Source organism: Patescibacteria group bacterium, from assembly GCA_041667185.1.
Taxonomy (GTDB): Bacteria; Patescibacteriota; Patescibacteriia; order SG8-24; family SG8-24; genus JBAYFM01.
On sequence record JBAYFM010000002.1, the window covers coordinates 76,696 to 98,151 of the forward strand.

Sequence of the window (21,456 nt, forward strand, 5' to 3'; positions counted from 1 at the left end):
ACGTCCCGGTTCACGGGCAGCTGATCGGATAACCTTTGACGATCGAACACTCGCTGAAGATGGCGAAATCATAAAGCCCCAGAAGCGGGGTGCGCCGCGGCAACCTAATGGTCAGATGCTGTTGCGTCTCGTTGTATTGTCCCCAAGCGTCGATGCGGATCCGCCCCGGCAGCGGGACCACCGAACCGTCGAGCGCGAAAGCCTGGATCTGGACGTTCTTCAGTTTGCCGTACTCGGCCCGCAAACGCACCTTGCGCAGCCGATCCAGCGTGTCCGGATCGAACGCGATGCTCGCCGCACCCGTCTTGGTCCCGGCAACGCCCAGAAAACGCTGGGTCTCGACCGCGCGGCCGCTCCAGTTGGGCGTACCCGGGATCCACTCCAGAACGGAAGCGGTCAATCCCGGACACGGAGTCTCGGCGCAATCCTCGTCGAAGGTCCAACTGATCTCAACGCGCGCCGCCCGCTCGGCCAGGCTCCGACTCTCGTCATCCGGATCATAGAGCGCGACCTCCAGGAACGAATCCTGGGCGATCGTCGCGTCGATGGAACGTTCGGTCGAAGACACGCGCCGGGTCCAGGTGGCGCCGTTGCCGAGCGCCTGCGGCTCCGTCGAGGTCAGGGTCGCGGCCCAACCTTCTCCCAGATCCGGACCACGGCGCAGGGCGTAAAGAGCCTGTTCGGCCGCGCTTTCGGCGGCATAATAAGCGACGATCGAAGAATCGATGGCCCGGGTCTGCTGCAGCGAACTCAAAATGAGCGAACTCAGTCCGGTCGACGTGATCACGACCGAGGACAGCACTAAGAGCGCCAGCAGGAGCACTGTCCCGCGGGTATCTTCGCGCCGGTTTGATTTTAAAATCGGTCTGGCCATATTTTATCAGCGTCCGTAACCGCGGCTTTCCGTGGTCGTCTGCAGATAGACGATCGAGCGTTCGCGCGGATCCTGGCCGGCGCTCTCGAGCACCAGCACGACCGTGACGTGAGGCTGCACATCGGCTTCGAACCTGCCGGAAACACTGTTGAAGACCGACGGATCGACATCGGGCATGACGTAAAATCTGAGATTGCGCAGGATCACTCCCTGGGGCGTCGCGGTCACCGGTTCGCCGCCGTCGACCGCGAGGCGCAGGCACGGACTGCTCACGGGATCGGCGCAATTCTCGGTACTCGAAAAAAACCTGATCTTGCGTCCGAGGCTGTCGATCAGCGCCAGGGCCTCCACCGGACCGGACGCCGACAGATCCATCTCCGCGTAATCGATCTGCCCGGTCCGCACCACGCGCGAGATTGTCTCCATGGTGAACCGGGCGTCGGCCTGGGCCCGCTCGAGCGCCACGACCTTCCGCTGCGAGCGGCTCGACATCATGAAGATATCCGTCGCCGAAATGACCACCGTGGAGAAGATGCCCAAAACGACCAGCATCTCCATCAAGGTGAAGCCGCGCGCCGCCGCCGGACGTTGGTGTCTGCCATGATCCATGTTCAGCGCCAGTTATACATCTGCTCGACGATCTCGAGCCGCCGGGGCCGGCTGCTCGACAGCCACTGGACCCGGGACCTGACCCGGACGCCGATCTCTTCGCCGGCGCAAACGACGCCGGATTCCAGGATCGTCACCATCCCCGCGACGTCGCACAGGACATCCGTGGTCACGAGCCGGCGAAACGGCGAGACGACGGTCCCGGCGGGCTGTTCCGCCGCCTGGACATAAAGTCCGACCGTCGCCGCCGGCTCGGCGGAATTGGAAACATAACGATAGACCTGGGCGGCGTCGTCTTCGATCGCGACGACCGCTCCGTAATCCAGCGACCAGCGGCGATCAGCGGGCGAAAAAGCCGGGATCGCCGTCCGATCGGCCGCCGCTCCCGCGAGCCCAAGGCTCCATTCTTCCCCGGCCAGCCAGTTGGAGTCCCGAACCATGCGCGCGATCTCGATCCCCTCGCGCGCCAGATTGGCGGCGATGATGCCGGACTCGCTTTCTTTTTCCGCACTCACCGACGCCGAAACCAGGGTCAGCGAGGACGACACGGCGGTCGCGATGATGCCGCTCGCGATGATGGCCTCGATCATGCTCTGGCCGAAACCGCGGCGCCGGAACGGCGTCTTTCCCTTTGCGGTCATCCTGCGCAGGTCGAACATAATGATCATTCGGCGCTTATCTGTCCGGACAAGCTGTTGATGAAGACCCGCTTGGTCGCGCCCGTCTGGCTGTGGCGCAGGGTGACGGTGGCGATGGCCGTTTCCACGGTCTGGTTGAAATAAACGGTCGTGGCGTTGGGCGCAAAGACGATATCCAGGTTTCCGCCAGCCTCCGGCGCCAGCGCGCTGACGCCGACGAGCGCTCCCGACGACACCGGCTCGCGCCGGATCTCTTCGCCGTCGTCAAAACCGTAGTCGCGATCCAGATCGGCGAAAGTGATGATGACGCGCTCGGACCCGGCGACGGTCGAAAGCCGGATGCCGTAACCGCCCGGCGGAACCTCTTTGACGCAGGAACCTTCCAGGCACTCCGCGCTCGCGCCCGACGGGCACAGCCGCGTTCCGGTCGATTCGCCGTCCTTGCGGCAATAAGAAACCGTCTGCCCGGCCACAGCCATGGTCTGGATCCGACGGACTGAACTCGCCACGAGCTGGCTCGACAGGCGCAATTCATCGCCCTGGCCGCCGACGCGCAGATTCGCCATCACGAAACCGGTGATCACCGCAAAGATCGCGAGTGACACCAGCATTTCTACAAGAGTGAAACCGGACCGGTCGTTCATAGCAGCAGGCCGAGATACCAATCAACCAGCGGCTGGCCGTAAAGCAAGGTGACCAGCGTCGCGGCGGCGAGAAACGGCCCGAAAGGCAATTGGCTCTTGAGTTGTTTGCGCTTGGCGGCGAGCAGGACGAGGCCGACGGCGGCGCCGGAAACATAAGCCAGAAGCAGCGCCACGAGCACCATGGGCCAGCCCAGGATAGCGCCCATGAGCAAGCCGATGTACATGTCCCCGCCTCCGACCCAGCGCCCCTTGGACAGTGTGTGCTGGAGCCAGAAAAAACCTCCCGCCACGATCATGCCGATGGCGAGCAGGCTCCAGCGGTAGCCGAGCCACAGGTTGCCCAGGGCCAAGATGACGGTGGCCGGCAGGGTCACCGAGCGCAGGACCAGGAAATACCGCAGGTCATAGACGAAAACCACGGTCAGGATAGCGATGGCGTACCAAGCCAACAGCAGGTGCGAGATTCCGAACGCGGCGACGGGCGGCCAGACCCGGGCGGCCAACAGGAAAGCGGCCGCTACGGCCAATTCGACCCAGAGGTACTGCGGCCCGATGGCCTTGCGGCAATGACGGCAGCGGCCGCACAGCATGAGGTAGCTCACGATCGGCACGAGATCAACGGCCTCCAGCGTCTCGCGACACTGCGGACAATACGATCGTCCGACGATGAAACTTTCTCTCGTCCGCAGACGCCAGATCACGGCATTCAAAAAACTGCCGATCACCGCGCCAAAGAAGAAAATGAAGACCTGTTCGGCGATGCTCATAGGCCTTAATAATAGCACCATCAACCGGTTTAAAATAGGTCCGGAGACAAAAACCCTCCGTTTTGAACGGAGGGTTTTTGCTTGCTGAATTCAGCTTGGTCCAAGACGATCCCGAAAGACCATCGAGAACCTAGGAACTTTAACGGATACCGGTCGGATCAGCCGTCCGGACGCCGCTACCCAAACCGCCAACCTTGTTGCCAAGGCAGAACGCGATGGAGTAAGAAGTCCCGTCAGTGCTAGCGTACACGTACGGATTGTTGTCCACAGTGCAGTCCCCATCCTGAGGCGTCGGAGCGCTCGGGACAAGGCCCATATAGACGGTGTCGGTGCCGGCGCAAACGGATTTGAAACCGCAATCGCCCGCGGCCGCACACGCGTTATCGCTGCAGATCGCCTTCATGTTGGTATCCGTACCGAGGAGCGACTCGCCGGTCGGCGGCAGCGGATAGCCGTTAAGATCGGCGAAGTACAGCTCGAGGGCTGTCTGAACCTGCTTGGTATCGGCAACGCGCTTCGAATCGCGCGACTTCTGCCGGGCGCTGTTCAAGGCGACGACGGCGAGGGTCGACAGCAAACCAATGATGGCGATGACGACGAGCAGTTCGATCAGTGTGAAACCTTTCTTGTTGTTCATAGTTACACCCCCCCTCGTGTTAAAGATAACCCCTGATATCAGGGCCGTATCATTGTGGGCTTATCCACAAAAATACGCACATATATTATATCATCTATGCGCGCAGGCTACAATCAATTTCCGCTTATTTGGCCAAGCGAACGCTAAAACTGCGTGGCTAAACTGTACATCGGCATGATGATCGCCGCGACCATGACGCCGACGGCCGCGCCCATGACCATCATGATCAGCGGCTCGATGGCCGAAACCAGCGTGGAAACGAGATTCTGCAATTCACGAGAATAGAAAGAAGTGAGCTTTTCGAGCACGTCATTCAGCCGCCCGGTCTCCTCGCCCACAGCCATCATCTGCGAGACCATGGTCGGAATGGTCCGCTCTTTGGCGAAGACCATGGTGATCGAATTGCCGTCCATCACCTCTTTTTTCGTGGCCAGGATCTGCTCGCGATATTTGGCGTTGCCGACGATATCGGCGCAAACATCCAGACTGCCGGGAATGTCGACGCCGCCGGCGAGCAGGGTGGAAAGACTCTGGGTGAAGCGCACCAGATAGATGCGCTGAAGCATCACTCCGAAGACCGGAAGATACAGGATGAACCCGTCCCAGTGGCGCTTGCCGTTCGGCGTCTTGATCCACCACATCAGGCCCGCGAGGCCCAGGACCACGGTGACGACGATCTGGATGACGTATTGTTTGGCGAAACCGCTGACGAAGATGAGCATGCGCGTCGGCAAAGGCAGGGCGGCGCCGGATTCCGACAGCACGACGGTCAATTTCGGGACCACGAAGGTCAGCATGATGAAGCCGACGATCACGAGACCGATGATGATGAAGATCGGGTAGGTCATCGCGCCTTTGATCTTGGACATCAGATCGTAATCCTTCTCCATCTGGTCCGCGAGATAATTCATGACATCCTCGAGGCGGCCGGTCGTCTCGCCGGACCTGATCATGTTCACGAAAAAATTGCTGAACGCATCCGGATACTTGGCCATTGCCATGGACAGCGACGTGCCGGATTCGACCTCGTCGGCGATGGAGACGATCATCTTCTGCAGGCGCTTGTTCTGCGTCTGCCGGATCATCGTCTTGAGCGAGGTCACGATCGGCATTTTGGCGCCCATGAGCACCGAGAACTGGCGGGAAAAAATGACGATGTCCTTGATCGGGATCTTGTTGAAGAACGGGATCTCAAAAGCCAGGAGACCGCCGCCGGCCTCCTGTTCGATCGAAACCACCGTGAGATCCTTGTCTTTCAAAGTATCGGTGGCGATCTCCAAATTATCGGCTTCCACGAAGCCGACTTTGGTCTGTCCCATTTGATCGTTGGCCCGATATTTGAAACGCGGCATGAACTTCGATGTCGCTGGCCGGGCCGCAAAAACGCCCCCGACCGCTCCCTTTTTAGGCCATCTTGAGAACCTTCTTGATCTTGGCCACGGCCTCGGCCGGCACGAAATGAGCTTTGATCAGATAATCGGCCGCGCCTTCCTGAAGACCCTTCTCCACGTCTTCTTTCTGGCCCAGATTCGTCAACATGATGACCGGGATGTTCTTGGTCGTTTCTTCGGCCTTCAGCCGCTTCAGGACCTCGAAACCGTCCAATTTGGGCATGAGCACGTCTAGCAGGATCAGGTCCGGCAACTCTTTCAGGGCGGCTTTGATGCCCTCGTCCCCGTCCCGGGCCGACACGACGGCAAAACCGTCGAGTTCCAGCTTGGTGGCATAAATACCCGAAAGGAACGCGTCGTCATCAACGATCAGGACCTTGATCTTCTTGGCTTCGTCTGGCATAGGCGGTTGGTTATTCCCGAAAATTTACGATCTTCATTTAACTGATGATATCCTCATCACCTCTTCAATTGTAGTCGAGCCCTCCAAAGCTTTCAATATGGCGTCCTGGCGGATATTCATCAGCTTCTGTTTCTTGATCTCTTCCTGGACCTTGTCGATGGGGAAACCCTGGGTGATCAGCTGGCGGAAATCATCGTTGAAACGGATGAGTTCGGCCACCGCCACGCGACCGCTATAACCGGTGTCGTTGCAGCGCAGACAGCCTCTTCCTTTATAGAACGTGAGCTTGGGAGCCGAAAGGTCGATGTGAGCGCGATGAATGTCCGGGATCTCCAGAATCTCCTTGCGCAGGCCCGCCTCCACTTCGGGCGGCACGTTGACCTGGCCCTTGCAGCGTTCGCAGATCTTCCGGGCCAGACGCTGCGCGATGGCCATGTTGAGGGTCGCGGCCAGCAGGAATGGTTCGATATGCATGTCGATGAGGCGCGGCACCACGCCCAAAGCATCGTTCGTGTGCAGGGTCGAGAAAATCAGGTGGCCGGTCAAAGCCGCGTGGACGGCCAACTCCCCCGTCTCCACGTCGCGGATCTCGCCGACCATGATGATGTTCGGATCCTGGCGCAAGAGAGCTCGCAGGCCGGAAGCGAAAGTGAAGCCGACCTCAGCGCGGATCTGCGACTGGTTGACGCCCCGGATGGTGTACTCGACCGGATCCTCGAGAGTCGAGATGTTCACCACCTCGTCGTTGCGCATGTTCAGGATGGTGAAGAGCGTGGTGGATTTGCCGGAACCGGTCGGACCAGTGATCAGGAAGATGCCGTGCGGTTTGCGGATATCCTCCTTGATGATGTCGACATAATGTTTGCGGAAACCGAGCTGTTCGAGAGCCGGGACGCCTTTCGTGGTATCCAGGATGCGCATGACGACCTTCTCAGCGTCCTGCAGCGGCAACGTCGAGACGCGAAAGTCGATGATCTTCTCGCCGAAAGTCTCCCGGATGCGCCCGTCCTGCGGGATGCGAGTCTCATCCAGTTTCATGTTCGAGAGCACTTTGATGCGGGAGACGATCGAATTGTGGATGTATTTCGGCAGGCGCAACGAAGTGCGCAGCACGCCGTCCACGCGGTAACGCACGCGCGTCTCCTCGCCGTAAGGTTCGAGGTGGATATCCGAGGCGCCGCCGTCGACGGCGTGGCGCAGGATGACCGACACGATGCGCGAGACCGGCGCGCCCTTGATGATCTCCTCCAGCTTCTCCTCTTTCTCGTCTTCTTTCGGTTTGGGGACGTACCGGTCCTTGGCGACCTCCAGCGCTTTGGCGACCTCCTTGCCGATCTCCTCGTATTTCTTCAGCGCGTAATTGAACGAGGGATTGGAGATGACGAAATATTTGACCGCGAAACCGGCGTTCTGCGCCAGGAAACCGATCGCCTGGACCGCGGCGGGATCGCGAGGATCGAGCATGCCGATACTGACGACGCCATCCTGCTTATCGAAAGCCACGGCCTTGTTGTTCTCAGCGACCGGTTTGGGGATCAGGTTCACCACTTGGACGTCGATCTTCTTGCCGACCAAATCGGCAAAGGGCAGGTTCATGACCAGGCCCTTGGCTTTGACGATCAGTTCCTCGTCCACCAGGCGCTTCTTGATCAAAAGCGCGTCGACCGGCAGACCGGAATCAACGTGTTCTTTCTGGACGAGGCGATAATTATCTTCCGTGATATGCCCCGCTTCGAGCAAGATATCCAATAATTCGGAATTGTTGTTCATGCGCTTCAATCGAAGAATTTTGACGAGCCGGATTCAGTGACAACGATGGGAATCTCACCGAAAGCCTTCAACTCCTTATAATCCTGACGGCCAAACAACCGCTGGGCTTCGCCGGACGGCAGCGTGAAACGGACAACTGCCGGCAACAGCTTGCCGCCCGCTGACGGCGACGGCACGAAACGGTCTCGAAAAATGAAAACCGCCACCAAGACACACACGACGACGAACCCGGCCAGGAATTTGATCTGTTTGCTTTCTTTGCTGCCTAAAGCCATATTATTTGGCGCCGGATTTAGCGGCCGCGACAGCCGGTTTATCCAGGAAGTACGCCGTCAGGATCAGATTATACGTGGTCGAGCCGCGAATCACGGACACTGACTGAACATCGAAGAGGCGGAGCGAACGTTCGATGTCCTTGAGCAGCAGTTTGAACTGGCTGTAAGTGCCGCCTTCGAAAGTGGCCGACACGCGGACCGGTTTTCGCCCCAGAGCCGTGACCAGCTTTTCGTTGGCGACCGCATCAACCCCTTTCAGGCGCATGTTGTTCGCCCGAGCCACTTCGTCGAGCTGGACAAAAATACCGGGAACATCGAGGTCGGCGAGCGGCACGATCCGCGAAGCGCGACGGCGATTCTCGGCACTGAGCTTGGAATATTTAGCGAGCGCCGTCTCGGCGTCGGCTAAAAATTTCTCATCCTCGCTGATGCGCGTCGTGATTCCGGTCAGATCATATTCGCCGCCGGGCATGAGCTGGCTGATCTTCGGCAGCAAAAACAGGTAGTAGCCGGCCGCAGCATATGCCAGGCCGACAATGACGGTGATGGCCGGCAGCCAGGCCGCGAGCATCTTGGTCCCCCGTTCGGTTTTAGCGGTTGAAGCCGGCATATCATTGAGTAGCCTCCGCCACCGGACGTTTCCAGACATCCGGCTTGGCTTTCACGATCAACGAAAAGAAAATCCCTTCGATCGCCCCATTCTGACCGAGTTTTTCAGATGCGCTCGAAACTTTGACCGAAACGATCGCGGGGTGGTCTTTGATGTTCACGACCTGCTCGGCCATGTCGCGATAACTTTTGGCGACCGCATCGACCGTGAACAGGCTGTTCTCGACATCGCCGGAAAACTTATCGTAGATCACTGTTTCTTTCGTGACGCTCTCCAGGAAAGTAAAGAAATTGGTCCAGTAAACGTGAGCGTCCAGAGTTTCCGCCACAACCTTGGCCTGCCGTTCGAAATCGATGGCCTCGGCGCTGGCGACCTTGCTCTCCTGGAGGACCTTGGTCAGGGCTTCGACCCGCGCCCACTTTTGTTCGCGAACAACAGTCTTATTGGAAATCTCGCCGGACAAATAAAAATTTGCCCCGCCGATCGCAAGCGTGACCAGGATCAGGACCAGGATCAACGCGAACAGCCGCCGTCCGAAATTCGGACCTTCGCTTCCGGCCAGTTCCGTCGGCATGAGCGAAACGCGCAACGCCGCCAGACCGCCGGTGGAAGCGGCCGCTCCGGACGACGATTGCTTCGAGACCGCTGATGGTCGCGAAGCTGGAGGCGTCGGCGATGACTGAGCCGCCGAGCGCGGACTTGTTCCGCCAAGATTAGTCGGATCAAAAGCCATAGGTTCTCATTCGATATCGCGCATCGCCAGACCGGTCGCGACCGCGAAACGATAACCGATCTCGTCGAGGATCGGCCTGAGGCCGTCCGGATAAACTACGCGGGCCCAGGGATCGCCGGCATAGACGCGGACATTGAGCTGTCTGGAGAAATAATCGACGAGTTGCGGCAAAGCGGCCGAACCGCCGGTCAGGATGATCTTCTCGATGCGTTTCGCGGGCTGCCCTTCCTGCTGCTGTCCGGAATACAGGTTCATGGAATACTGCAGCTCCGTGAGCAGCGGCGCGACGGTCGCCTCGAAGATCTTCGGCAGACCCTCGCCGGGATAGATCGTGGAGACGCTCTTGATGTCGCATTTCATCTGTTCGGCCGCCTTGAGTTCGATCGACATGGCGTGGCTCATGGCTTTGGTGAAAGCGATGCCGCCCATGTCGAGGCTCCTGGTCACGAACGGAATGCCGTTCTCGACGATGATGATGTTCGTCCGCGCCGCGCCCATGTCCACGATCATCGTGGTGGCGCGATCCTTGCCGACGATCGAGCGGATCAGGCCGAAAGTCTCGGACTCAAGACTGATCGGTTCCAATCCGGCGGCTTTGAGAGTATTGAAATATTTCATCACCATCGTGCGCGAAGCGCCGGTGATCAGCACCTGCACGGTCTTGGAAGCGTCTTTCTTCTCTTCTTTGGCGCCCGGAGCCGCGGCCTTGGCTTCCCTCTCAGCTGGCGTCAGCCGGTCTTTCGGACTGTCCGACTGGCTGATGATCTTGGGATCAAGGACCATTTCTTCGAGCGGCACGGGGATGAGTTTGCGCGCCTGCTGCTGGATGGCTTCGTCCTGCTCTTTGGGCGTGCCTTTGGGGATCGTGATGACCGAACTGAAGACCGACGCGATCGGCAGACTGGCGACCGTCTTCACGGTGGTCATGCGGGATTTCTTCCAGATATTCCTCAGGATCTCGGCGGTGCCTTTTGGATCGTCAACCGGATTGACCGGCTGGACGTCCGGCAGGCGTTCCGTAAAACCGTAGGTCACGAGCCGGGCGCGCCCTTTCTCATTGCGCAGCTCAACCAATTTAAGCCCGCCAACGCCAAGATCGGCGCCGATATAGCTGATCTTTTTTGGTCCGAATAACCCCATAGGCTCATTTTAAGGCTGGTCTCAACTTCAACGGTCGCCCTATTTCCTCTTTGAATTATACACTTTTTCAGCCAGGAATGACAGTCTCTTCAAGCTTGTTTATCCCCCATCATTGAGCGATCGGCAGATCGCTGAAGGTCGGCATGGTCTTGGTGACGTCCTCAAAACCCGGCGGCGGGTTGGCCAAGGCCCGACCGTCATAGACCACGACTTCGGAACCCTGTTCGATGCTCTTGAAAGAGCGGCTGAAGTGGAACTGCCGCGCGACCATGAGGCCATTGATCGTCAGCGGTTCGATACTGTCGGTCGCCGGCGGCGCAACCGTATAGATCCCGCCCGAGCCGGTCACGAGGAATGAACCGACAACCTCGTTCACGTACTTGCCGATATAGACGTTGCCGCGTTGGTTGTAACCCGGCTGCGCCGGATCGGTGACGTCGAGGACGATCCAGCCGAGCGACGCCAGGCGGTCCAGCGCGTCCAGTTGTCCGAGCGGCACGTCGTCGTATTTCAGATCGTTCATGATGTAGAGGTCGCCGCCTTTGATGATGACCGTGCCGGCGCCGCGTTCGCCCTGGGGCGCGCTGGCGATCGTATTCGGCATGATGCCGGCGATCGGCGGAACGGCGTCCGGATCGTTGCCCGGAATGATGAGCGACCCCTCGACGACGTAGACCTTGCCGCCAAGCGACCGTCCCAAAACCGAATCAACGAAATCCTCAGCCTCGACATTCACGACCTCGCCGTACTTGCCGGCAAGCAAACCCTTGAGATCCACTCGTCCAAGCACGGTTGCATAGACATTCCGTGATTTCGGCCGCTCATAGCGGCTGCTGGGGACCTCGAACGGATCACCGCAATACTCGCTCGTAAAAACAAACTGACCTTCCGGCTGCGGCAACGGCGGTTCCACCGGCGGACTTTGTTTATCGACGCCGCGCTTGGTCTGGATGCAGAAAGTGGCGTTGAACTTGCCGGCTGGCGGCGGCTCGGGCGCGCGAATGCGCTTGCTCGAATACACGCTGCCTTGCGTAGTCTCGATCCAGGGATACATCAGATTCTCGCATATGTCGGCGCTGAGACAGGCCACCGTCAAACCCGACGCATTCGGACAATCAGCATCGGTGGCGCAGATCTCGCCGCGCCGCGGGCCATCATCGCAGATAAATCTGTCTTCCAGACACACGTGATCATCGTTCCGTTCCTCGGCCGGACAGTCAGTTTCTTCGTTGCAGGCCAGACCGTCCCGCCGGCCGCCATCACAGGTTCCCCTCTCGGGGCAAGACGAAGCCGTGAAACAAACCTCGCCGCCTAAGGCGCAAATACCATAAGGATCCATGCACCGCTGAAGCGGCACCGGCGCTTCCGTGACGACATCAAACTTGATCGACGGCGCCGGACAACAAAGCGGATCATCTGCTGCGATACATTCTTTATCGTCGTTGCTGTCCAATCCCCAGGAATGATCGCTGCAAACCTTGTCCGTATCAATCTCGCAGCGTCCGAAGGCTCCGGTCCGGCATTCGGCTCCGACGCCGTCGGCGTTCGCGTCGTCCTGCGCGGGATTCTGCAGATTGACGCAATTATCACAGGCTTTGGGCTGCTCCGAGTACATGGTCGTAAAGAACCCTTCGGCCGCGAGATCGCTGTCAAAGTCAGCCCAATGACAGACATTGCCGTCGTTGGCGTCATAACCAGGCTGTGCGGCATCAGGCACGGAGAAACATTTGAAAAACGACTTCTTGCTCGTGAAAGCCGCGGCTCCATCGGCGTCAACCGCCGCGACCCGCAGAAAATATGTCCCGTCATCGTATTCGTTTCCGGGGCTGGCCAAAAGGTCGGGGATGTCGAAGGTACTGTTACAATACGCCACCGATGCTCCTGGCGCGGCGGTGTTCGGGATCGTGATCGTAGGGCCAGGTCCGCCGATCAGCATGCCTTCGGAATTCGCCACGTAGACCAGGCAGCTGGCGGTCATCTCGCTATTATTGGCGGTCTGAAAATTCGCGACAAAAGACGCCTGGCGATGGGCGGTCTCGGAATTGAAGAAAGGCGAGGAACCGGCGACATCTTTCTTGGTCACGACAAGATCGTCGATGACCGCTGGCTGGATATCAAGCGACAATGTCCGCGCGAAGACCGCGCTTGCGTTGCCCGGAACGTCGAGCGTCGAAGCTTGGAGTTCCCAGGTTGCGGCGTCATCCGTCAGCTGCAACTCGGGGTCGAAGCGGCAATCGCCGCCGGAACTCATGACCGGCTGGCCAGGTATGGTCAGGCCGCAGCTGCAGATGGCCGAAGAACTGAGATCGTCGTTCGGATCACCGTCGTTCGGGACCACCCGGAAAGACGGCTGATAGCCATACGGCACGGCCAGGACGCCGCCAATCTCGCCCGCGACCTCGATATCGCTGATGCTCGGCGATGTGGCCTCATACAATCGGGTCGAAAAAGAGGCTTCGCCATACTCCGGCACGTCGCCAGACTTCAGGACCGAAATGCTGATCGGATAATTTTTGGTCGCGGCCGGGGAAAGAAGGCTCGGACAGGTCAAAGTGAAATCAAAATCCCCCAGGACGTCATTATCCTTATTGACGAGCATGATGGCCCGGCCAGCGATCACCGTCATCGTGAATTTATTTTTCCACGCCGGCGATATCTCGCACAGCTCGCTGGCATAAGGATAAACAGCCTCAGTATCCGTATTATCGCCGATCACGATCGTCACTGACGGATAACTGCTGCTGCCGCGAATCTCAACCCAATCCTCGCGTTCGACCGGCGGTACGCTGATCCTGACCGATTGCAGAGTTCTCGCCTCGACTGTCGATCCGTTATCGGTGAATCTCTTCCAAGCCGACCAATCCGGCAAGGCTGGACAAACGCTGGCCCGCCGCCAGCTGGCGCTCGCAGCGCAGCCGTTCTGACCATCGCAATCAGCGTCAGCGCAATCAACGAGACCATCGCCGTCATTATCATAACCGTCGCTGCAATTAAGTTCGCGACCGGGTTCGCACTTTCCCGCCGCTATTCCCGCGGGCCCGTCCGCCCCCGTGCAGCCGTCGTCGCGGCAATCGGCCCGGCCGTCGGCATCATTATCGAAACCGTCGCCGCAGGACGCGCCGCTCTCCGCCGCCAAACAATAAGCCGCGTTCCCGCTGCCGAAAAAATGGCCGAACGGATCAAGAGTGGACAGACAGTCCGGGTCCTGACAATCTTTCAAACCATCAGCGTCGTTATCTTTGCCATCGCCACAGGAACTGAACTGGAAATCCTCGCGATTCGGGCAAGGTCCGCAGTCGCCGAATTTCTGTTTGCAATCAGTGTCCTTGCAGTCCGCAGCAACATCGCCATCATTGTCAAAAACATCGCTGCATAGCTGGATGCGCTGACCGAGATCGAACTCCTTGTCGTGGCAGATCAGACTCCCCTTCTCTTCGCAAAAAGCCCCGACGCAATCCGGATCCCGACAATCGATCAAGCGATCCAGATCGTCATCCTCACCATTAAAGCACTGGCACTCCGCCGGATTGCCGTCGGCGTCCTGATTCTCCTGAGCCGGGCAATTGGGGTCGCCGGCGCAATCATAATCGCGGCAGTCTTTGCCGGTCGGTTTGCCCTCGGCCGCGTTAAAACCCTCGTACTCGTTATCGCTGTAGGCCTTGTCGATATCGTCATCAATCCCCGTATTATTTTTCGTGCAGACCGTCTCCTTGAGCGGACAACCAAAAGCGGGCTGACGCCAGCAAATCTCGCTCTTGCCAGCGGCCTCTGCCGGATTGTTATAGCGGGCTCCGGCGGCGTCGCGATTGTCATAACAATCAATGAGGCCATCAGCGTCATTATCGAACAAATCGCCGCAGGGCGAACTGCCGAACAGCGAATTCAACACTCCGGCTTCAAAACCGTACTGGCAATAAGCCGGCGGCACCGCCCGTCCGAGCTTCTGGTCGCAACCGGAGTCGGCGCAATCGAGCTGGCCATCACCGTCATTATCGAACTCATCCATGCAAAGCGTCGTCTCCGGATTCTCGCAGATCTTGTCCGTGCCGATGAGTCCGGTCAATCCGTCACAGACGACATCCGCGCAATTCGCATAATAATTCAGGTCGTTATCAACGGCGCGACCGTCCGAAAAATGGTCCGCGCACGGAGTCGACATGTCGTTCACGTGATCCCAGGCGTCGGCTTCGCTGGTGTTCAACGGCGCGCCGGCATCGATGAAAAACTCCAGGCCGTTCTGGCCGCCCGAGGCGCCATTCTGCAACACGAAAAGATTGAAGGTCTTTTTACCGACCGCCGCGCCGGAAAAACGGACGGACATCACCTGATCGACCCGACAACCGGAGCAACCGTCGGAATCGCGGCGTTCATAGGCGTTACGGCCGGGATTGACGTCCTCCTCCGGTAAAAAAACGGCTGCCGGCGACAACTTGACGTCGGGATTGCTGAACTTGCCCCAACTCGCGAACGGCGGCAGGTCGAACAAGATGAAAGAAATGAGCTGGTCGGTGTCGTAGACGCCGCCGTCAAGCCGGATCCGCAATTCGCCGTTCGGATTCACATGCTGCGTGTAGGCATAGCTGATCTGGCGGCCGCCGACACTGAGCGTTCCCTCGCAAACATTGCCGGCGCAATGATCATGCTCCACGCCCTCGACGCCCGCCAGCGTCGGCGCGACGAAACGACTGCTGACGAACGCGGCGGCCAAAACCAGGGCTGCTGTCAGCACCCGGCGCGCGATCTTTGATTTTATCTGCTGGTCTTTCATGTCAGCGCGTTAAAAATGTCACGGCGTTTCCTTCACCACTTCGCCGGCCGCATTGCAACACAGATCCTCAACCTCGTGGCCAGGGGCGAAACAATCGCCTGTTCCCCACTTGGCGGAATTATCCGGCGTACAGTCGCAGTCGTAATAACCGTCGTTCGAATCGCCATAAGCGCACTCCATGCCGTTCACCACCGAACTGAATGACGAGCCGGAACTCACGGGCTGTTTGGTACAGCACAACTTGCCGCGCTCGTAATTGATCGCCGAGCATTGGCCCACGCCGCCGGCCGCCCCCGCCTCGCTCCAGACGCAAGTCGTAGGCCGACGGGCCGGAGTCGCCGGACAAAAATAAGAAATACCCTTGCAAAAACGATCCTCACAATCCGGAACGCCGAAAAAATGACAGTCGCGTTTGACCGGAATGCCGCGAGCCATGGCCATGCTGAAAGAGGCGTCGGCGGTAAAATCGCACCGGTTGGCATTCTCGAAATATTGCCCCGGAAAACCGGCGTAACACTTGATGGCTTGGTAATAATCCTCATTGGCGTCGAAAAGCGTCCAGGTATTCTGATGGACGTAGATCGGTTTGCGCGGGGTCGAAGCGATTATCCTGCGGCACTTGCCATAGTCCTCATCGCAAACATAACCAAGCGGACAATCATCCTCCTGGGCGCACAACCGATCGTCCACGACCTTGCCGCAAAGCCGGCAACCTTCGAGATACCATAATCGATTCTGCTGGATGGCATCCTCGGCTGGATCGGCATGCCGGACGCCATCCTCCAGATCGGATTGTCCGATGGCGTACTCCAGGGTCATCGGCCCGCCGGTCATGGCGCCGCTCCAGACGCCGTACTCATCTATGGTCCCGATCGGCTCTCCGAAAGTGCGCAGGCCGCCGTTGGGCAAACCAAGACTGCATTCAAGCCGGTAACCCGGCGGACTGGAAACGCTCGCAACCGTGACTTTGAACTTATACGGATGTGAAGCTTCCTGTCCCGTCGGCCAGGACGCGGCCGGTTCGTAGATGCCCTCCGGCCGATAGACGATGCCGCTGCCGAGATCGGCCGGCGCCCAATCCGCGAACAGCGAACTCCAATCGAGCCAGCCGACGCCGGTGCCATTGTCGTTGCCGCCCCAGCTCCAATGATAATTATCCGGATCATTGCCGAGCGGCTCATAAGGCGCCGCCAGCGTGAAATGGCCTTGGTCAAAAAGAATATGATACTCGGAAACGGCGCAGGTATCGGCCAGCGACCCGCCGCGCTCGGCGTCCTTGTCGCAATTCAACGAGATCCAGCCGTCGGAACCGAGACGGATGATCTGCGCCCAACCGTACAGCCGCGGTTTGGAGATACATTTATTGAAACGGCAATTCTCCATCTGGCCGCATTGCGCGTTCGAAGAACAGAACGGCGCGGCGGCCGGCAAGATCTCCCGGAGATCCGCGTAATTCGCCAACCCTTCGGGATTGATATCCGTGCAGGTCTGACCGACGCAGATCCAGCCGAAATTCGAAGACCAGGCCCAGCCGGACAATTGTCCGATGATCGACTGGTTACCGACCAGACCATCAGCGTCTTCCATATTCAACCCATAGCCCGACGCGGCGCAGGTGCCGAAATTACTGCAATTCGCCGATACCCAACCGGCGGTGCCGGACCATAACCAGCCGGTGACGTTGCCGGAATCGGAGGTTGGCGCAGCCGCGGCGCCTCGCCAGGGCATGAAAACGACAATAAATAAAAGCGCCAGAGATGCGCCTAAAATATGGAATTGGCGGCGGTGGCCGAACTTATCCATAGCGCCTTACATTATACACGAAATGCGCTCCGCGGTCAGGCTTATTCGCCTCCGTCGCGTCGTTCGCGAACGACGCGACTCCGCTGAAAAGCCCGGGCAGCCTTCATTTCGCGGCCAAGTGGCGGTCAATGGCTTCGTTGACCAGGCGATCGGCGTTCTTGTTGAATTCGCGCCGCACGTGAGTGAAAGTCAGCTTGCGGAAACTCACGGACAAGTTCCAGACCCGCATGAACAGCGGCGCGAGGCCGGCGTCGCGCACTTTATACTGGCGGTTCAGCTGGCGGACGACCAACTCGGAATCCAGAAAGAATCCGACCTCTTCGGCGCCGAGGGTCTTGCAATGCTCGAGCGCGTCGATGACGGCGGTATACTCGGCCTGGTTGTTGGTCGTCTCACCGATATAACGCGAATGCTCCAGGACGACGGCTCCGGACTCGTCCGTGATGTAGACGCCGATGCCGGACGGACCCGGATTGCCGCGCGCTCCTCCGTCAGTGTGTACCAATAATTTTTTCATAGGTGGCATTGGATTTATTTGCTGGGTTCGAGATCGAGTCCGCGCGGCACGGCGCAATCCGCGGCGGCAGCCTTGTCCGATCCGGCCAAGCACCAGTCGACGAGCCGCAACTGGATGCTCTTGTTGCCGTTCCATTCATTGACCGAGACTTCGACGACCGCGTCCAGACGTGCGCCGGGAACGACGACCGGCAGGGCGTCGGCGGCCATGCCGAAACCGATGAGCTTCAGTTCCCGCGCACCATCGCCGCGCGCGCCGAGGCGCAGGTGCTGGCCGCTCTTGCCCACCGTGTCGACCGACGTGATCGCGAGTCCGCGCATCAGGAAGCGCGGCTGCGCGTTGCCTTCGCCGAACGGTTCGAACTTCTGGAGCCAGCCGATCAATTCCCAGTTCGCCTGAGACGGCGCGAGTTCCGCGTCGATCTCGAGCGTCGGCCGCAGATCACGGCCAGCCAGGACCTCTCGCGCGTAATCCTTGATGGATCGTCCGAACTCCTGATAATTCTTTTCGCCTTCAATGGTCAGACCGCAGGCCCCGTAATGGCCGCCGAATCTGGCGAGATATCCTTTAGCGCGCTCGAGACCGGCCATCATGTCAAAACCTTCGATGCCGCGGCCGGACCCGACGAACCGGTCGCCCTCGCGGCCGAACACGAAAGCCGGGCGTCCGGCGCGATCCGCGAGTTTTCCCGCGACGAGCCCCACAATGCCGGCCGACCAGCCGTCGCCGGCCAGGACCTGGACCAGATCGTCCCCGGCGCCGACGAGCAGCTTGTTCGCCTCGACCATGATGCTCTCGGTATAACGCTGGCGGTCGGAATTCAGCTTATCCAGCCGCGCAGCCAGCACAGCGGCCTCTTCATCAGTCGCGGCCATGACGGTCTCGAAAGCGGTCGCGGCGTGTTCCATCCGCGAAGCCGCGTTGATGCGCGGGCCGATATAATAACCGACGGACACGGTGTCGATGCGGCCCGGCTCAAGACCGGCGAGTTCGATGAGCTTCCTGAGTCCCGGCCGCCGCGTCTTGTTCAACACGACCAGTCCGTATTTCTCCAGCGTCCGGTTCTCGCCCACGAGCGGCATGAAATCCGTGACCGTGGCGATGGCGACGAGATCGAGCAGCCATTTGTCGAAACCCGTCTCGAAAGGCGAACCTTTCTCGGCCGCGAAACGGATGAGACCGCAGGCGAACTTGAAAGCGACGCCGACCGCGGCCAGGTGTTTGAAAGGATAATTCTCGCCCGGAACCCCGGGATGCAGGATCAGGCAATCCGGCAGGACCTCCGGCACGTGATGATGATCGACGACGATAGCCTCGACGCCCAGCTCTTTGGCGCGGGCGATCTCGGCGGCCGAGCTGATGCCGCAATCGACGGTCACAAGCAGCTTCATCCCCTGGCTACAAAGTTCCTCGACCGCCGGTATCCGCAGGCCGTACCCCTCCTTCTCGCGGTGCGGGATGTAACTCGCGACGAGCGCGTTGCCGTCGAGACCGAAACGCGCAGCGGCCGCGCGCAAAGTCGAGACCAGGACCGCGGCGCCGGTCACGCCGTCGGCGTCATAATCGCTGTACACGACGATCTTCTCCCGGCGTTCAAAAGCCGTCCAGATGCGTTCGCAGGCGCGGCGCATGTCGCGCAGCAAAAACGGATCATGGACATCCTGGCCATAATCCGGCAACAGAAATTCATCGACCTGCTCCTGGGTGCGCAGGCCGCGATTCCAAAGCAGCTGGACCGCGATCGGATCCAGTTCCGGGAACCGGGCCCGCATCTCCGCGTCCGGCGGCGAAGCGACCTGCCAGCGCATGCGAGTCATAGACGGACCGCGAGGCGCCAGGCTTAGCGGTTCAGAGCCGGCGCCACGAGAGCGACGACCATGGCCGCGACCGCCAGGAACGTGATGATCAGCCAGACGAACTTGCGGACCGCGCGGCGACGGATGCGTTGACCTCCGAATAACCTCATAAGCGTGAAAAACCCTTTGCCGCAGCCGATCGTACCGGCCCGGCTCAGGTGGCATTAATAAAACGATCAATCCTTCTTCCTCAGCACGGCGAGGAAGGCTTCGGGCGGGATCTCGACCCGGCCCTGCGACATCATCCGCTTCTTGCCCTTCTTCTGTTTCTGCAAGAGCTTCATCTTGCGGGTCCAGTCGCCGCCCGAGAGATCCGCGACATCCTTGCGGAAAGGCGCGATGCGTTCGGCCGCGACGATCTTGCCGCCGATCGAAGCCTGGATCTTGATCTCGAACTGCTGGCGCGGCAGCGATTCCTTGAGCGTTTCGCAGATGCGGCGGCCGACGCGCTGGGCGGAATCCTCGTAGGCGATGGTCGCGAGAGCCTCGACCGGCTCGCCGGCGACCAGGATATCGAGCCGCACGACCTCGGCCGGGCGATAATCCAGGAACTCGTAGTTCAGCGAAGCATAGCCCGACGAGACGCTCTTCAATTTATCATAGAAGTCGACGAGGATCGAAGAGAGCGGGATGTCGTAATGGAGCAGGACGCGGCCGGCGGAGTTGGCGTTGCCGGTCAGATACTCGGTGTTCTTGTAGAGGCCGCGCTTCTCCTGCACGAGCGCCATGATGTTGCCGATGTGCTCGCGCGGCGTGATGATGTCGGTCTTGACCCACGGCTCTTCGATCGAACGGATCTGCGAGCGGTCCGGCAGGTCGAGCGGGCTCTTGATGGTCAGGACCTGGCTGTCGGTCTTCGTGACGTGATAAGCCACGGATGGCACGGTCACGACGATATTGAGATCGTGCTCGCGGCGCAGGCGTTCCTGGACGATCTCCAGGTGCAGGAGGCCCAGCAGGCCGACGCGGAAACCGAAGCCGAGCGCGGACTGGTGATCCGGCGTGAAGGTCAGCGCGGCGTCGCTCAGCTTCAACTTCAGCATCGCGTCGCGCAATTTTTCGAATTCATTGCCCTCGCTCGGGAAGATGCCGGCAAAGACCATCGGCATCACTTCCTTGTAACCCGGCAGGATTTGGACGCCGAGCTCCCGATGATCCGGGACGGTCATCGTGTCGCCGACGCGGCAGGATTCGATATCCTTGAGTCCGGCGACGACGTAACCGATGTCGCCGGCGACGAGGCGGTCGACGGTCTTCATCTTCGGCACGAAATGTCCGACCTCGATCACGCCGCTCGTGACCGAAGTGGCCGGCAGATGCATCTTGTCGTCCCGGCCCAAAGTACCGTCGACCACGCGGATATGAGCGACCACGCCTTTGTAGACGTCGTAGGTCGAATCAAAGACGAGCGCCCGCAACGGCTTCTTGTCGTCGCCCACAGGCGGCGGGACTTTGGCGATCACGTCTTCGAGGATCTGTTCGACGCCGGCCCCGGTCTTGCCGGAAGCGAAGATGACCTCCTCGGGCCGGCAGCCCAAAAGATGGACGATCTCGTCACGCGCGCGTTCGGGTTCGGCGGTGGGTTGATCGATCTTGTTCACGACCGGAATGATCGCCAAATCCTGATCGAGTGCGAGATACAGATTGCCGATGGTCTGAGCCTGGACGCCCTGAGTCGCATCGACGAGCAGGATCGCGCCTTCGACGGCCGCGAGCGAGCGCGAAACTTCGTAATTGAAATCCACGTGGCCGGGCGTGTCGATCAGGTTCAGGACGTACTTCTGTCCGTCCTTGGCGGCATAGTTCATCCGCACCGGCGTGAGTTTGATGGTGATGCCGCGTTCGCGCTCCAGGTCCATGGAATCGAGGATCTGCGCGCGCATGTCGCGCTTGGCGACTGTCCCCGTGACTTCCAAAAGCCGGTCCGCGAGCGTGGACTTGCCATGGTCGATATGCGCGATGATGCAGAAATTCCGGACGTTATTCATAGGATCCCGGCTTAATCGAAAACAGACCGTTGC

The 21,456-nt window shown here is 59.6% G+C and carries 19 protein-coding genes; all 19 read right to left on the reverse strand.

Annotated elements, in window-relative coordinates:
• Positions 1-10: 10 nt before the first annotated feature.
• The 19 genes from WCT10_01060 to lepA all read right to left on the reverse strand — a co-directional run bounded on the left by WCT10_01060 (position 11) and on the right by lepA (position 21,423).
• Positions 11-874 (reverse strand): hypothetical protein, encoded by an 864-nt coding sequence (locus WCT10_01060; protein ID MFA6603411.1) that lies wholly within the window; start codon positions 872-874, stop codon positions 11-13.
• A 6-nt stretch (positions 875-880) separates the two neighbouring features.
• Positions 881-1,483 (reverse strand): type II secretion system protein, encoded by a 603-nt coding sequence (locus WCT10_01065; protein ID MFA6603412.1) that lies wholly within the window; start codon positions 1,481-1,483, stop codon positions 881-883.
• A gap of 2 nt (positions 1,484-1,485) precedes the next feature.
• The gene (locus WCT10_01070) at positions 1,486-2,124 is read right to left on the reverse strand and encodes a hypothetical protein (GenBank protein MFA6603413.1); all 639 of its coding nucleotides are present in this window, start codon (positions 2,122-2,124) and stop codon (positions 1,486-1,488) included.
• Between the two features lie 23 nt (positions 2,125-2,147).
• Positions 2,148-2,765 (reverse strand): prepilin-type N-terminal cleavage/methylation domain-containing protein, encoded by a 618-nt coding sequence (locus tag WCT10_01075; GenBank protein ID MFA6603414.1) that lies wholly within the window; start codon positions 2,763-2,765, stop codon positions 2,148-2,150.
• Complete coding sequence (locus WCT10_01080) at positions 2,762-3,532, reverse strand: prepilin peptidase (protein MFA6603415.1); 771 nt, start codon at positions 3,530-3,532, stop codon at positions 2,762-2,764. The genes WCT10_01075 and WCT10_01080 overlap by 4 nt, the downstream gene beginning before the upstream one ends.
• Positions 3,533-3,671: 139 nt before the next feature.
• The gene (locus WCT10_01085; protein ID MFA6603416.1) at positions 3,672-4,169 is read right to left on the reverse strand and encodes a type II secretion system protein; all 498 of its coding nucleotides are present in this window, start codon (positions 4,167-4,169) and stop codon (positions 3,672-3,674) included.
• A gap of 143 nt (positions 4,170-4,312) precedes the next feature.
• Entirely contained in the window at positions 4,313-5,488 is a 1,176-nt protein-coding gene (locus WCT10_01090; GenBank protein ID MFA6603417.1) for a type II secretion system F family protein, read from the reverse strand.
• Between the two features lie 85 nt (positions 5,489-5,573).
• Positions 5,574-5,963 (reverse strand): response regulator, encoded by a 390-nt coding sequence (locus WCT10_01095; GenBank protein MFA6603418.1) that lies wholly within the window; start codon positions 5,961-5,963, stop codon positions 5,574-5,576.
• A 33-nt stretch (positions 5,964-5,996) separates the two neighbouring features.
• The gene (locus WCT10_01100) at positions 5,997-7,733 is read right to left on the reverse strand and encodes a GspE/PulE family protein (GenBank protein MFA6603419.1); all 1,737 of its coding nucleotides are present in this window, start codon (positions 7,731-7,733) and stop codon (positions 5,997-5,999) included.
• Between the two features lie 5 nt (positions 7,734-7,738).
• On the reverse strand, positions 7,739-8,008 hold the full coding sequence (locus WCT10_01105; protein ID MFA6603420.1) for a hypothetical protein: 270 nt from the start codon (positions 8,006-8,008) through the stop codon (positions 7,739-7,741).
• Between the two features lies 1 nt (position 8,009).
• A complete protein-coding gene (locus WCT10_01110; GenBank protein ID MFA6603421.1) occupies positions 8,010-8,618 on the reverse strand; it encodes a hypothetical protein in 609 nt (202 codons plus the stop codon).
• A 1-nt stretch (position 8,619) separates the two neighbouring features.
• Entirely contained in the window at positions 8,620-9,351 is a 732-nt protein-coding gene (locus WCT10_01115) for a hypothetical protein (GenBank protein MFA6603422.1), read from the reverse strand.
• A 6-nt stretch (positions 9,352-9,357) separates the two neighbouring features.
• On the reverse strand, positions 9,358-10,491 hold the full coding sequence (gene pilM, locus WCT10_01120) for a pilus assembly protein PilM (protein ID MFA6603423.1): 1,134 nt from the start codon (positions 10,489-10,491) through the stop codon (positions 9,358-9,360).
• A gap of 109 nt (positions 10,492-10,600) precedes the next feature.
• Positions 10,601-15,259: a hypothetical protein gene (locus WCT10_01125; GenBank protein MFA6603424.1), complete on the reverse strand. Its 4,659-nt coding sequence runs from the start codon at positions 15,257-15,259 to the stop codon at positions 10,601-10,603.
• Positions 15,260-15,277: 18 nt separating this feature from the next.
• Positions 15,278-17,062, reverse strand: a complete 1,785-nt coding sequence (locus WCT10_01130; GenBank protein MFA6603425.1) for a hypothetical protein — start codon at positions 17,060-17,062, stop codon at positions 15,278-15,280.
• Positions 17,063-17,165: 103 nt separating this feature from the next.
• Positions 17,166-17,579: a ribonuclease HI family protein gene (locus WCT10_01135; protein ID MFA6603426.1), complete on the reverse strand. Its 414-nt coding sequence runs from the start codon at positions 17,577-17,579 to the stop codon at positions 17,166-17,168.
• Between the two features lie 14 nt (positions 17,580-17,593).
• The gene (gene recJ, locus WCT10_01140; GenBank protein MFA6603427.1) at positions 17,594-19,396 is read right to left on the reverse strand and encodes a single-stranded-DNA-specific exonuclease RecJ; all 1,803 of its coding nucleotides are present in this window, start codon (positions 19,394-19,396) and stop codon (positions 17,594-17,596) included.
• A gap of 23 nt (positions 19,397-19,419) precedes the next feature.
• Positions 19,420-19,545: a hypothetical protein gene (locus tag WCT10_01145; protein ID MFA6603428.1), complete on the reverse strand. Its 126-nt coding sequence runs from the start codon at positions 19,543-19,545 to the stop codon at positions 19,420-19,422.
• A gap of 66 nt (positions 19,546-19,611) precedes the next feature.
• Positions 19,612-21,423, reverse strand: a complete 1,812-nt coding sequence (gene lepA, locus WCT10_01150; GenBank protein ID MFA6603429.1) for a translation elongation factor 4 — start codon at positions 21,421-21,423, stop codon at positions 19,612-19,614.
• Positions 21,424-21,456 lie beyond the last annotated feature (33 nt).